The organism is Stenotrophomonas maltophilia group sp. RNC7 (assembly GCF_030910085.1).
In the GTDB taxonomy this organism is placed as follows: Bacteria; Pseudomonadota; Gammaproteobacteria; order Xanthomonadales; family Xanthomonadaceae; genus Stenotrophomonas; species Stenotrophomonas sepilia.
In genome coordinates this window covers 92,386-104,493 of the sequence record NZ_JAVFVN010000296.1, presented here as the reverse complement: position 1 = coordinate 104,493, position 12,108 = coordinate 92,386, and the positions used below count along the sequence as shown (strand labels likewise).

The following is a 12,108-nucleotide window of genomic DNA, read 5'->3' as shown; positions in this document are numbered from 1 at the left end:
CCGCACCACCGACATCACCGGCGCCGCCAAGCTGCCGGAAGGCGTCGAAATGGTGATGCCGGGTGACAACGTCAAGATGGAAGTCACCCTGATCAACCCGGTGGCCATGGACGAAGGCCTGCGCTTCGCCATCCGCGAAGGCGGTCGTACCGTCGGCGCCGGCGTGGTCTCGAAGATCATCGAGTAATCTGGTAGTATCTGCGCCCCGATGTTGCCTGGGTAGGGCATCGGGGCGTATCAAATGGGAAAGCAGGCACAGGATGTGCCTTGTGTTCCCCGGACCAGGAAGGGTCAATGCCATTCAGGCGGCGTCAACAGGCGACTGTTGACAGCTGCCTTGCGTGCCATTATGCTTCTACGTCTGGGCAGGCCGGGTAACTGGTCTGCCTACGTTTTTGAGGTCCATGGATTGACCTTGGCGGCCTGCAGGACTGCGGGCCGTCCGTATTCAGGAATTTCATGGGGCAAAGCAACCCAGAGGCTTTGTCTGTCGCTCTTTTAACGAAGGAACCTACCGCCATGGCGGACCAAAAGATCCGGATCCGGCTGAAAGCGTTCGATCATCGTCTGATCGACCGTTCGGCCAGCGAGATCGTTGAAACGGCAAAGCGGACCGGCGCGCAAGTGCGTGGCCCGATCCCGCTGCCGACCAAGATCGAGCGTTACACCGTTCTCGTTTCCCCGCACGTCGACAAGGACGCGCGTGACCAGTACGAGACCCGCACGCACAAGCGCGTGCTCGATATCGTTGACCCGAATGACAAGACCGTGGACGCGCTGATGAAGCTCGAACTGGCTGCCGGCGTCGACGTTCAGATCAAGCTGACCTGAGGACTACGACCATGACGAAGAAGTATTCGTTGGGCTTCGTGGGCCGCAAGGCCGGCATGAGCCGCGTGTTCACTGAAGATGGCCGCTCCATCCCGGTGACCCTGATCGAAGCAACCCCGAACCGCATCGCGCAGATCAAGACCGTCGAAACCGACGGCTACAGCGCCGTGCAGGTGACCGTCGGCGCGCGTCGCGCTGCCCTGGTCAACAAGCCGGAAGCCGGCCACTTCGCCAAGGCGAAGGTGGAGGCGGGTCGTGGCCTGTGGGAATTCCGCGTTGAAGACGCGCAGCTCGGCGATTTCGCCGTTGGCGGCGAAGTCAAGGCGGACATCTTCGAAGTCGGCCAGATCGTCGACGTCCAGGGTGTCACCAAGGGTAAGGGCTTCCAGGGCACCATCAAGCGCCACAACTTCCGTATGGGCGATGCAACCCACGGTAACTCGCTGTCGCATCGCGCGCCGGGTTCGCTGGGTCAGCGCCAGACCCCGGGTCGCGTTTTCCCGGGCAAGAAGATGTCGGGCCACATGGGCGCGGTGCAGCAGAGCACCCAGAACCTGGAAGTGGTCAAGGTCGACGTCGAGCGCGGTCTGATCGCGGTTCGCGGCGCCGTTCCGGGCGCGGCGGGTGGCGATGTGATCGTCCGTCCGGCGAGCAAGGCATAAGGAGAGATGACGATGGAACTCGTTATCACGGGTAGCAACAACAAGGTCTCGGTCTCCGAAGCCGTGTTCGGTCGCGATTTCAGCGAAGATCTGGTCCACCAGGTCGTCGTTGCTTACCGCAACGCCGGTCGCGCCGGCACCAAGGCACAGAAGACTCGCTCCGAAGTGGCTGGTACCACCAAGAAGTCGAAGAAGCAGAAGGGCGGCGGCGCGCGTCATGGCGCACTGACGGCTCCGATCTTCGTCGGCGGCGGTGTCACCTTCGCGGCCAAGCCGCGCAGCTTCGAGCAGAAGGTCAATCGCAAGCAGTACCGTGCCGCCATGTGCGCGATCCTGTCCGAGCTGAACCGTCAGGGCCGTCTGACCATCGTGGAGGCCTTCGACGTCGAAGCCACCAGCACGAAGGGTCTGATCGCCAAGCTGGCCGGCCTGGAAGTGGGCAAGCGCCCGCTGATCGTCACCGAGGAAGCGTCCGAGCACCTGTACCTGTCCGCCCGCAATCTGCCGTACGTGCAGGTGCGTGACGTGCAGGGTCTGGACCCGGTCTCGCTGGTGGGTGCCGACACGGTCGTCATCACCGCTGACGCGGTCAAGAAGGTCGAGGAGTGGCTGGCATGAACAGCAACGAAAAAATCTTCAGCGTGCTGCGTGCCCCGCGTGTCTCGGAAAAGACCGCGCGCCTGCAGGAACTCTCCAATCAGTATGTCTTCGAAGTTTCGAACGAAGCCACCAAGGCCGATGTAAAGGCCGCGGTTGAGCAGCTGTTCGACGTCAAGGTCGAAGCCGTCAACGTGGTCAACGTCAAGGGCAAGAACAAGTCCTTCCGTAACCGTGCTGGCCGCCGCGGCGATTGGCGCAAGGCGTACGTTCGCCTGGCCGACGGCCAGTCGATCGATGTAACGGCCAAGGCCTGAGGTACATCCCATGCCATTGATGAAATTCAAGCCCACCTCCCCCGGCCGCCGTTCGGCCGTGCGCGTGGTCACCCCCGACCTGCACAAGGGTGCTCCGCACGCCGCGCTGGTCGAGTCGCAGAGCCGCTCGGGTGGTCGTAACCACCACGGTCGCATCACCGTGCGTCACGTCGGTGGTGGTGCCAAGCAGCACTACCGCATCATCGACTTCAAGCGCAACAAGCTGGGCATCCCGGCGCGCGTGGAACGCATCGAATACGATCCGAACCGCACCGCCCACATCGCTCTGCTGTGCTACGTCGACGGTGAGCGTCGCTACATCATCGCCCCGAAGGGCCTGAAGGCTGGTGATCAGGTGATCGCTGGTTCGGACGCCCCGATCAAGGCCGGCAACACCCTGCCGCTGCGCAACATCCCGGTCGGCACCACCATCCACTGCATCGAACTGAAGCCGGGCAAGGGCGCTCAGATCGCTCGCGCCGCTGGTGCGGCCGTGCAGCTGGTGGCTCGTGAAGGCATCTACGCCACCCTGCGCCTGCGCTCGGGTGAAATGCGCAAGGTTCCGGTCGAGTGCTGCGCCACCATCGGCGAAGTCGGCAACGACGAGCACAGCCTGGAAAAGCTGGGCAAGGCCGGTGCCAAGCGTTGGCGCGGCGTCCGCCCGACCGTTCGTGGTGCTGCCATGAACCCGGTTGACCACCCGCACGGTGGTGGTGAGGCCAAGGCTGGCCAGGGTAACCCGCATCCGGTCACCCCGTGGGGTGTCCCGACCAAGGGTTACAAGACGCGCCATAACAAGCGCACTCAGCAGTTCATCGTCCGCGATCGTAGGGGCTAATCGACCATGGCACGTTCACTCAAGAAGGGCCCGTTCGTCGATCACCACCTCGTCAAGAAGGTGGAGGCCGCTGCGGGCAGCAAGAAGCCGATCAAGACCTGGTCGCGCCGTTCGATGATCCTGCCTGACATGGTAGGCATCACCATTGCCGTGCATAACGGCAAGAACCACATCCCGGTTCTCGTCAACGAGAACATGGTCGGCCACAAGCTCGGCGAATTTGCCATCACCCGGACCTTCAAGGGTCACGGTGGTGACAAGAAGTCGGGCAAGTAAGGAGAGATGACAATGGAAGCGAAAGCCATCCTGCGCACTGCGCGCATCTCCCCGCAGAAGGCTCGTCTGGTCGCTGACCAGGTGCGCGGTCTGCCGGCCGAACGTGCGGTCAACCTGCTGAAGTTCTCGGACAAGAAGGCTGCCCACCTGATCAAGAAGGTGGTGGAGTCGGCAATTGCCAACGCCGAGAACAACCAGGGCGCCGACGTCGACGAGCTGAAGGTTCAGACCATCATGGTTGATGAAGGTCCGACCCTGAAGCGTTTCATGGCGCGGGCGAAAGGCCGCGGTACCCGCATCCTCAAGCGCACCAGCCACATCACTGTGGTTGTGGGCGCCGCCAAGTAAGCGGATAAGGAAAAGACCATGGGTCATAAAGTTCATCCGATTGGTATCCGCCTCGGCATTTCCAAGGACTGGAACTCCAAGTGGTACGCCAACAAGGCCGAGTTCGCTGGTTACCTGGCAGCCGACCTGAAAGTGCGCGACATGCTGCGCAAGAAGCTGGCTCAGGCCGGCATCAGCAAGATCCTGATCGAGCGTCCGGCCAAGACCGCTCGCGTGACGATCCACACCGCCCGTCCGGGCGTGGTGATCGGCAAGCGCGGTGAGGACATCGAGAAGCTGCGCAAGGAAGTGAGCGAGATGATGGGCGTCCCGGCGCACATCAACGTCACCGAAGTGCGCAAGCCGGAACTGGACGCGCAGCTCGTTGCCGAGTCGATCGCCCAGCAGCTGGAGCGTCGCATCATGTTCCGCCGTGCAATGAAGCGCTCGGTCGGCAACGCGATGCGCCTGGGTGCCCTGGGCATCAAGGTCAACGTTGGTGGCCGCCTCAACGGTGCAGAAATCGCCCGTTCGGAGTGGTACCGCGAAGGCCGCGTGCCGCTGCACACCCTGCGTGCCGACATCGACTATGGCTTCGCTGAAGCCAAGACGACCTACGGCATCATCGGCATCAAGGTCTGGATCTACAAGGGCGAGGTCTTCGATTTCTCCCAGGTTGGCCAGGAAAAGCAGGACGACACCCCGTCGCGCAACGATCGTCACGATCGCGGCGACCGTGGTGACCGTCAGCGCCCGGCCCGTGAAGCGAGGTAACGACAATGTTGCAACCCAAGCGAACCAAGTACCGCAAGGTACACAAGGGCCGTAACGATGGCCTGAGCTGGAGCGCCAACGCTGTCAGCTTCGGCGAATACGGCCTGAAGGCAACCGCACACGGTCAGCTGACCGCGCGTCAGATCGAAGCGGCCCGCCGCTCGATCAGCCGCTACGTCAAGCGCGGCGGCAAGATGTGGATCCGCGTGTTCCCCGACAAGCCCATCACCAAGAAGCCCATCGAAGTCCGAATGGGTTCCGGTAAGGGTAACGTGGAATACTGGGTGGCCCAGATCCAGCCCGGCCGCATGATCTATGAAATCGAGGGTGTTTCCGAGGAAGTGGCTCGCGAGGCGTTCCGCCTGGCCGCCGCCAAGCTCTCGGTCACCACCACTTTCGTGACCCGTACGGTGCGCTGATGGATATCAAAACTCTCCGTGAAAAGTCGGCTGACGAACTCAAGGCCCACCTGATCGACCTGCGTAAGGAACAGTTCTCTGTCCGTATGCAGCAGGTCACCGGCCAGCTGCCGAAGACCCACGACATTCGCCGGGTCCGTCGCGAGATTGCTCGCGTCAAGACCCTGCTCGGCAGCACGAAGTAAGGATGGCCGCTATGAGCGACAATACTGAAAAGAAGACGCTGCGCACGGTCGAAGGCCGTGTCGTCAGCAACAAGATGGACAAGACGGTTACCGTCCTGGTTGAGCGTCAGGTCAAGCACGCGCTGTACGGCAAGTACATCAAGCGCTCGACCAAGCTGCACGCCCACGATGCCGACAACGCCTGCAAGGAAGGCGACGTCGTCCGCGTGACCGAGATTGCTCCGATGTCCAAGACCAAGAACTGGCGCGTGGTGGAAGTCATCACGCGTGCGGCTGAATAAGGAGTCTGAATCATGATCCAGATGCAGAGCTACCTTGACGTCGCGGACAATTCGGGTGCCAAGCAGGTGATGTGCTTCAAGGTGCTGGGTGGTTCCAAGCGCCGTTACGCCGGTATCGGCGACATCATCAAGGTCACCGTGAAGGATGCGATTCCGCGCGGCAAGGTCAAGAAGGGTGAAGTGTATGACGCCGTCGTGGTGCGTACCCGCAAGGGTGTGCGTCGCGCCGACGGTTCGCTGATCCGCTTCGACGGCAACGCTGCCGTCCTGCTGAACAACAAGCAGGAGCCGATCGGTACCCGTATCTTCGGGCCGGTGACCCGTGAACTTCGTTCGGAGAAGTTCATGAAGATCGTCTCGCTCGCTCCCGAAGTGCTGTGAGCGACAGGAGATAATCATGGCTAACCGTATCAAGAAGGGCGACCAGGTTGTCGTCAACGCTGGCAAGGACAAGGGCAAGCAGGGCGAAGTCGTCCGCGTCGACGGCGACCGCGTGGTCGTCGCCAACGTGAACATCGTCAAGCGCCACACCAAGCCGAACCCGCAGGCAGGTGTTGCCGGCGGCGTGGTCGAGCGCGAAGCTTCGATCCATATCTCCAACGTGAACGTGCTGAACCCGGCTTCGGGCAAGGGCGAACGCGTTGGCTTCAAGGTGCTGGAGGATGGACGCAAACTGCGTGTGTTCCGCTCCAGCGGTGAGGCGCTCGACGCCTGAGGAATGTGAAGATGACTTCCCGTCTCGAAAAGATCTACAAGGAAGAAGTGGTGCCGGCGCTGATGAAGCAGTTCGGCTACACCAATCCGATGGAAGTACCGAAGCTCGTCAAGGTCACCCTGAACATGGGTGTCGGCGAGGCTGCCACCAACAAGAAGATCCTGGAAAACGCCGTCGCGGACATGACCAAGATTTCCGGCCAGAAGCCGGTTGTCACCAAGTCGCGTATCTCGGTTGCGTCGTTCAAGATCCGTGATGGTTGGCCGATCGGCTGCAAGACCACGCTGCGTCGCCACAAGATGTACGAGTTCCTGGACCGCCTGATCAACATCTCGCTGCCGCGCGTGCGCGACTTCCGTGGTGTTTCCGGTCGTTCCTTCGACGGCCGCGGCAACTTCAACATGGGTGTGAAGGAACAGATCATCTTCCCGGAAATCGACTTCGACGCCGTCGACGCGATCCGCGGTATGGATATCGCCATCACCACCACTGCGAAGACCGACGCGGAAGCGAAGGCGCTGCTGGCAGCGTTCAAGTTCCCGTTCCGTAACTGATCTGTCGAGGAAACCGAAATGGCAAAGACCTCCATGGTCAACCGCGACATCAAGCGGGAAAAGCTGGCCAAGAAGTACGCTGAGAAGCGTGCGGCTCTGAAGAAGATCGTGTCCTCCGTGGACGCGACCTACGAAGAGAAGATCGACGCCGCAACCAAGCTGGCCAAGCTGCCGCGCGATTCGTCGCCGAGCCGCCAGCGCAACCGTTGCGAGCTGTCGGGTCGTCCGCGTGGCGTGTACAGCAAGTTCGGCCTCGGCCGCAACAAGCTGCGCGAAGCCACCATGCGTGGCGACGTCCCGGGCCTGCGCAAGGCCAGCTGGTAATCCCAGCCGGCCCTGCGATCAGGAGCCCCCTCGGGGGCTTCTGAACCGGGGAGGGAGGCGTTCAGCTTCCTTTCTGGGAAAAAACCCGAAGAGCCCGGCGCAAGTCGGGCTCTTTTGGCGTATACTCCCGCGTCTTGCCCTGCGCAAACGGGGTTGTAGGAGTGGGCCCCGGCCCGCTGCATCAAGGGACCTGGCCCGTTTCCAGGAGACAACAGATTTTCGCGAAAGCGGATATCGGTGCACTCAAAGGTACTCATATGAGCATGACTGATCCCATCGCCGACCTGCTGGTCCGCATCAAGAATGCGGCTGCGGTTGGCAAGCAGACGGTGAAAGCCCCGTCGTCCAAGATCAAGGTTGCGATCGCCCAGGTCCTGAAGGACGAGGGTTACATCACCGACCTGCGCGTGACCCAGCTGGAAAACAACAAGTCCGAGCTGGAAATCGTGCTGAAGTATTTCGAAGGCAAGCCGGTCATCGCGACCCTGAAGCGCTTCTCGCGTTCGGGCCTGCGCCAGTACCGCGGCAAGAGCGAGCTGCCGAAGGTCATGAATGGCCTGGGCATCTCCATCATTTCCACCTCCAAGGGCATCATGACTGATGCGCAGGCGCGCCAGCTGGGCGTCGGCGGCGAAGTCCTGTGCTTCGTGGCCTAAGGCGAAAGGAGTAGAACTATGTCCCGCGTAGCCAAGAAGCCCGTCACCCTGGGTAAGGTCGAACTGAACGTCCAGTCGGAAAGCATCACCGTCAAGGGCCCGAAGGGCACCCTGTCGCTGGTCAAGCCGGCCGGTATTGCCATCAACGTCGACAGCGGCGTTGCCACCCTGAGCACCGAGAGCGCCGACCTGGTCGCGCTGACCGGTACCGTGCGCGCGATCCTGGCCAACATGGTCAAGGGCGTGTCCGAAGGCTTCGAGCGCAAGCTGGAGCTGGTCGGCGTGGGTTACCGTGCTGCCATGCAGGGCAAGGATCTGAGCCTGTCGCTCGGTTTCTCGCATCCGGTCGTGTTCGTGGCGCCGGAAGGCATCACCATTTCCACCCCGACCCAGACCGAGATCCTGGTCCAGGGCGCTGACAAGCAGGTCGTCGGTGAAGTCGCCGCCAAGATCCGTGCGTTCCGCAAGCCGGAGCCGTACAAGGGCAAGGGCGTGAAGTACTCCGACGAAGTCATCATCCGTAAGGAAGCCAAGAAGGCCTAATTAGGCGCTTCCGCTTTCAAGGAAAAAACATCATGAACAAGAACATCGCCCGCCTGCGTCGCGCCAAGTCGACCCGCGCCCACATCCGTGAGCTCGGCGTCGCCCGCCTGTCGGTGCTGCGCACCGGCCAGCACCTGTACGCCCAGGTCTTCACCGCTGACGGTTCGAAGGTGCTGGCTGCCGCCAACACCACCCAGACCGACGTCAAGGAAGGCCTGAAGAACGGCAAGAACGCCGATGCCGCTGCCAAGGTCGGCCGCATCGTTGCCGAGCGCGCCAAGGCCGCCGGCATCGAGAAGGTTGCCTTCGATCGTTCGGGCTACCGCTACCACGGCCGCATCAAGGCCCTGGCAGAAGCCGCCCGCGAAGCCGGCCTGCAGTTCTAAGGGATCAGGGCAGGGGGCCGATGGCCTCCTGCCCACCTGCTCGCCAGCCTGAGCGAGGCTGGACGGCGCCGCTCTTCTGCAGCGGCCCACCGGAACAATGCGTCACTCCACAACCATAAGCGGCCCCGAGCCGTACATACCCAAACAACCAAGGAATCAACATGGCAGAAGAGCGTCAGCAGCGGGGTCGCGATCGCGACCGTAACCGCGAAGAAAAGATCGACGACGGCATGATCGAAAAGCTGGTCGCGGTCAACCGCGTCAGCAAGACCGTCAAGGGTGGCCGCCAGTTCACCTTCACCGCCCTGACCGTTGTCGGCGACGGCGAAGGCAAGGTCGGTTTCGGTTATGGCAAGGCCCGCGAAGTGCCGGTCGCCATCCAGAAGTCGATGGAACAGGCCCGCAAGAACCTGGTCAGCGTTGACCTGAACAACGGCACCCTGTGGCACACCATCAAGGATGGTCACGGCGCAGCCCGCGTGTTCATGCAGCCGGCTTCGGAAGGTACTGGCGTCATCGCCGGTGGTGCCATGCGCGCCGTGCTGGAAGCCGTTGGCGTGAAGAACGTGCTGGCCAAGGCCACCGGTTCGCGCAACCCGATCAATCTGGTGCGCGCCACCGTGAAGGGCCTGACTGCTGCGCAGTCGCCGGCCCGCATCGCGGCCAAGCGCGGCAAGAAGGTGGAGGAACTCAACCATGGCTAATGAGTCCAACAAGACTGTGAAGGTCCGCCTGGTGCGTGGCCTGCGTGGCACCCAGTCGCGTCACCGCCTGTCGGTGCGTGCCCTGGGCCTGAACAAGCTCAACGATGTGCGTGAACTGAAGGACAGCCCGCAGGTGCGCGGCCTGATCAACAAGGTTCAGTACCTCGTCCAGGTTGAGGAGTAATCGACCATGACTCTGCGTCTCAATGAACTGAGCCCGGCACCGGGCGCCCGCACCGAGCGCACCCGCGTCGGCCGCGGTATCGGCTCGGGCCTGGGCAAGACTGCCGGCCGCGGCCACAAGGGTTCGTTCGCCCGCAAGGGTGGCGGCAAGATCAAGGCTGGCTTCGAAGGCGGCCAGACCCCCATGCAGCGTCGTCTGCCGAAGATCGGCTTCCGTTCGCCGATCGCCAAGGACACCGCTGAAGTGCTGCTGTACGCGCTGGACAAGCTGCCGGCCGGTGAGATCGACTTCGCCGCCCTGCGTGCTGCCAAGCTGGTCCCGAGCACTGCCAAGAAGGCCAAGGTCGTCGTCAAGGGCGAAGTGACCAAGGCGTTCACCCTGAAGGGTATTGCTGCCACGGCTGGTGCCAAGGCTGCGATCGAAGCTGCCGGCGGCAGCGTAACGGAGTAAGAAAATCATGGCGCAAGCTGGCATCGGTAACCTCGCGGGCGGAATGGGCAAGTTCACTGAACTTCGCCAACGTTTGCTGTTCGTCGTCGGGGCTTTGATCGTCTATCGCATCGGCTGCTACGTGCCGGTGCCGGGCGTCAATCCCGATGCCATGCTTGCCATGATGCAACAGCAGGGCGGCGGCATCGTGGACATGTTCAACATGTTCTCGGGCGGCGCCCTGCACCGTTTCAGCATCTTTGCGCTGAACGTGATGCCGTACATCTCGGCATCGATCGTGATGCAGCTGGCCGTGCACATCTTCCCCGCCCTGAAGGCGATGCAGAAGGAAGGTGAGTCCGGCCGCCGCAAGATCACCCAGTATTCGCGCATCGGCGCCGTGCTGCTGGCAGTGGTGCAGGGCGGTTCGATCGCGCTGGCCCTGCAGGGGCAGGTTTCGCCGTCGGGCGCTCCGGTCGTGTACGCCCCCGGTATGGGCTTCGTGCTCACCGCGGTGGTCGCACTGACTGCCGGCACCATGTTCCTGATGTGGGTCGGTGAGCAGGTCACCGAACGCGGTATCGGCAACGGCGTGTCGCTGATCATCTTCGCCGGTATCGTCGCCGGCCTGCCGGGTGCGGTCATCCACACCTTCGACGCCTACCGCGACGGCAACATCCAGTTCATCCAGCTCCTGCTGATCGCCATTGTCGTGCTCGCCTTCACCTTCTTCGTGGTGTTCGTGGAGCGTGGCCAGCGCCGGATCACGGTCAATTACGCGCGCCGCCAGGGCGGTCGCAACGCGTACATGAACCAGACCTCGTTCCTGCCGCTGAAGCTCAACATGGCCGGCGTCATCCCGGCGATCTTCGCCTCGAGCCTGCTGGCCTTCCCGGCCACCCTGGCGATGTGGTCCGGCCAGGCTGCCAACCAGAGCAGCTTCGGCCAGGTGCTGCAGAAGGTCGCCAATGCCCTGGGCCCGGGCGAGCCGCTGCACATGATCGTGTTCGCTGCGCTGATCACCGGTTTCGCGTTCTTCTATACCGCGCTGGTGTTCAATTCGCAGGAAACCGCCGACAACCTGAAGAAGTCGGGCGCTTTGATTCCGGGCATCCGTCCGGGCAAGGCCACCGCCGACTACATCGACGGCGTGCTGACCCGCCTGACCGCGGCCGGCTCGGCCTACCTGGTGATCGTCTGCCTGCTGCCCGAACTGATGCGCACGCAGCTGAATGCCTCGTTCTACTTCGGTGGCACGTCGCTGCTGATCGTGGTGGTGGTGGTGATGGATTTCATCGCCCAGGTGCAGGCACACCTGATGTCCCACCAGTACGAGAGCCTGCTGAAGAAGGCCAACCTGAAGGGCGGCAACCGCGGCGGTTTTGCCCGCGGCTGACAGGCCTGTTATACTTTCGTCTTCCTGACGTGATGGTCCCTCCGCTTCGCGGACTCCGGCCACACAAACGAAGGGCGGCCCCCGCAGCGGTTCCGGGTGGGGGTGTGATGAGGTGGTCCCGCGCTGGAGTAGCGCGGGCGGCCCCGGGGGAAACCCCAGGTCCAACCCCATCCGGCGCCGGAGCCTGGGCACACTCCCCAGGCCGGGTTCATGAAACCAATGGTTTCACGGGCTTCCATGTAAACCGGAATCTTGTTAGTATCGCTAGTTCACTTTTTTGATCCATCCTGCCGGATTGGCGTGCCCGAGGCGCGCTGTCGGCCATCACTCAGCTGGAGAACCGCGTCATGGCGCGTATTGCAGGCGTCAACCTGCCAGCCCAGAAGCACGTCTGGGTCGGGTTGCAAAGCATTTACGGCATCGGCCGTACCCGTTCGAAGAAGGTCTGCGAAGTCGCAGGCGTTGCTTCGACCACCAAGATCCGCGATCTGTCGGAGCCGGAAATCGAGCGCCTGCGCGCCGAAGTCGGCAAGTACATCGTGGAAGGCGATCTGCGCCGTGAGATCGGCATCGCGATCAAGCGCCTGATGGACCTGGGCTGCTACCGCGGCCTGCGTCACCGTCGTGGCCTCCCGCTGCGTGGCCAGCGCACCCGTACCAACGCCCGCACCCGCAAGGGTCCGCGCAAGGCGATCAAGAAGTAAGGGACT

The 12,108-nt window shown here is 62.6% G+C and carries 23 protein-coding genes and 1 pseudogene; all 24 read left to right on the top strand.

The features are described from left to right. Positions 1-187: pseudogene (locus RCF13_RS05120) on the top strand (elongation factor Tu); the annotation flags it as partial. 332 nt (positions 188-519) lie between these two features. Then, positions 520-831, top strand: coding sequence for a 30S ribosomal protein S10 (gene rpsJ, locus RCF13_RS05115; protein WP_005408208.1), 312 nt, complete (start codon positions 520-522; stop codon positions 829-831). Between the two features lie 11 nt (positions 832-842). Beyond that, positions 843-1,493, top strand: coding sequence for a 50S ribosomal protein L3 (gene rplC, locus RCF13_RS05110; protein WP_004145336.1), 651 nt, complete (start codon positions 843-845; stop codon positions 1,491-1,493). A gap of 12 nt (positions 1,494-1,505) precedes the next feature. Continuing rightward, positions 1,506-2,111, top strand: a complete 606-nt coding sequence (rplD, locus tag RCF13_RS05105) for a 50S ribosomal protein L4 (protein ID WP_005415412.1) — start codon at positions 1,506-1,508, stop codon at positions 2,109-2,111. Beyond that, positions 2,108-2,407: a 50S ribosomal protein L23 gene (gene rplW, locus RCF13_RS05100; protein WP_004145338.1), complete on the top strand. Its 300-nt coding sequence runs from the start codon at positions 2,108-2,110 to the stop codon at positions 2,405-2,407. The genes rplD and rplW overlap by 4 nt, the downstream gene beginning before the upstream one ends. 10 nt (positions 2,408-2,417) lie before the next feature. Continuing rightward, positions 2,418-3,245 carry a 50S ribosomal protein L2 gene (gene rplB / locus RCF13_RS05095; protein WP_004145339.1) on the top strand — a complete coding sequence of 276 codons (828 nt, stop codon included), beginning with the start codon at positions 2,418-2,420 and terminating at the stop codon, positions 3,243-3,245. A gap of 6 nt (positions 3,246-3,251) precedes the next feature. Beyond that, complete coding sequence (rpsS, locus tag RCF13_RS05090) at positions 3,252-3,521, top strand: 30S ribosomal protein S19 (protein WP_005415413.1); 270 nt, start codon at positions 3,252-3,254, stop codon at positions 3,519-3,521. 12 nt (positions 3,522-3,533) lie between these two features. Continuing rightward, on the top strand, positions 3,534-3,869 hold the full coding sequence (gene rplV, locus RCF13_RS05085) for a 50S ribosomal protein L22 (RefSeq protein ID WP_004145348.1): 336 nt from the start codon (positions 3,534-3,536) through the stop codon (positions 3,867-3,869). A gap of 18 nt (positions 3,870-3,887) precedes the next feature. After that, positions 3,888-4,622, top strand: a complete 735-nt coding sequence (rpsC, locus tag RCF13_RS05080; RefSeq protein WP_005415414.1) for a 30S ribosomal protein S3 — start codon at positions 3,888-3,890, stop codon at positions 4,620-4,622. A 5-nt stretch (positions 4,623-4,627) separates the two neighbouring features. Further along, complete coding sequence (gene rplP, locus RCF13_RS05075; RefSeq protein ID WP_004154486.1) at positions 4,628-5,041, top strand: 50S ribosomal protein L16; 414 nt, start codon at positions 4,628-4,630, stop codon at positions 5,039-5,041. Continuing rightward, a complete protein-coding gene (gene rpmC / locus RCF13_RS05070) occupies positions 5,041-5,226 on the top strand; it encodes a 50S ribosomal protein L29 (RefSeq protein ID WP_004154487.1) in 186 nt (61 codons plus the stop codon). The genes rplP and rpmC overlap by 1 nt, the downstream gene beginning before the upstream one ends. Positions 5,227-5,237: 11 nt before the next feature. After that, on the top strand, positions 5,238-5,507 hold the full coding sequence (gene rpsQ, locus RCF13_RS05065; protein WP_004154489.1) for a 30S ribosomal protein S17: 270 nt from the start codon (positions 5,238-5,240) through the stop codon (positions 5,505-5,507). A gap of 12 nt (positions 5,508-5,519) precedes the next feature. Next, the gene (gene rplN, locus RCF13_RS05060) at positions 5,520-5,888 is read left to right on the top strand and encodes a 50S ribosomal protein L14 (RefSeq protein WP_010483978.1); all 369 of its coding nucleotides are present in this window, start codon (positions 5,520-5,522) and stop codon (positions 5,886-5,888) included. Positions 5,889-5,904: 16 nt separating this feature from the next. Then, positions 5,905-6,222, top strand: a complete 318-nt coding sequence (gene rplX / locus RCF13_RS05055; protein WP_004154490.1) for a 50S ribosomal protein L24 — start codon at positions 5,905-5,907, stop codon at positions 6,220-6,222. A gap of 11 nt (positions 6,223-6,233) precedes the next feature. Continuing rightward, a complete protein-coding gene (gene rplE / locus RCF13_RS05050; RefSeq protein WP_005415416.1) occupies positions 6,234-6,776 on the top strand; it encodes a 50S ribosomal protein L5 in 543 nt (180 codons plus the stop codon). Between the two features lie 18 nt (positions 6,777-6,794). Next, on the top strand, positions 6,795-7,100 hold the full coding sequence (rpsN, locus tag RCF13_RS05045) for a 30S ribosomal protein S14 (RefSeq protein ID WP_005408209.1): 306 nt from the start codon (positions 6,795-6,797) through the stop codon (positions 7,098-7,100). Positions 7,101-7,357: 257 nt separating this feature from the next. Then, on the top strand, positions 7,358-7,756 hold the full coding sequence (gene rpsH, locus RCF13_RS05040) for a 30S ribosomal protein S8 (protein WP_005408210.1): 399 nt from the start codon (positions 7,358-7,360) through the stop codon (positions 7,754-7,756). A gap of 18 nt (positions 7,757-7,774) precedes the next feature. After that, a complete protein-coding gene (rplF, locus tag RCF13_RS05035; protein WP_049416175.1) occupies positions 7,775-8,299 on the top strand; it encodes a 50S ribosomal protein L6 in 525 nt (174 codons plus the stop codon). 32 nt (positions 8,300-8,331) lie between these two features. Beyond that, entirely contained in the window at positions 8,332-8,685 is a 354-nt protein-coding gene (gene rplR / locus RCF13_RS05030) for a 50S ribosomal protein L18 (protein WP_004154495.1), read from the top strand. A 161-nt stretch (positions 8,686-8,846) separates the two neighbouring features. Then, on the top strand, positions 8,847-9,389 hold the full coding sequence (rpsE, locus tag RCF13_RS05025) for a 30S ribosomal protein S5 (protein WP_005415419.1): 543 nt from the start codon (positions 8,847-8,849) through the stop codon (positions 9,387-9,389). Beyond that, positions 9,382-9,573 carry a 50S ribosomal protein L30 gene (gene rpmD, locus RCF13_RS05020; protein WP_005408214.1) on the top strand — a complete coding sequence of 64 codons (192 nt, stop codon included), beginning with the start codon at positions 9,382-9,384 and terminating at the stop codon, positions 9,571-9,573. Before rpsE ends, rpmD begins: the two co-directional genes overlap by 8 nt. 6 nt (positions 9,574-9,579) lie before the next feature. Further along, the gene (gene rplO / locus RCF13_RS05015; RefSeq protein WP_004154498.1) at positions 9,580-10,023 is read left to right on the top strand and encodes a 50S ribosomal protein L15; all 444 of its coding nucleotides are present in this window, start codon (positions 9,580-9,582) and stop codon (positions 10,021-10,023) included. A gap of 7 nt (positions 10,024-10,030) precedes the next feature. Continuing rightward, positions 10,031-11,398 (top strand): preprotein translocase subunit SecY, encoded by a 1,368-nt coding sequence (secY, locus tag RCF13_RS05010; RefSeq protein WP_005415420.1) that lies wholly within the window; start codon positions 10,031-10,033, stop codon positions 11,396-11,398. 347 nt (positions 11,399-11,745) lie between these two features. Continuing rightward, complete coding sequence (gene rpsM, locus RCF13_RS05005; RefSeq protein ID WP_004154500.1) at positions 11,746-12,102, top strand: 30S ribosomal protein S13; 357 nt, start codon at positions 11,746-11,748, stop codon at positions 12,100-12,102. Positions 12,103-12,108: the final 6 nt, after the last annotated feature.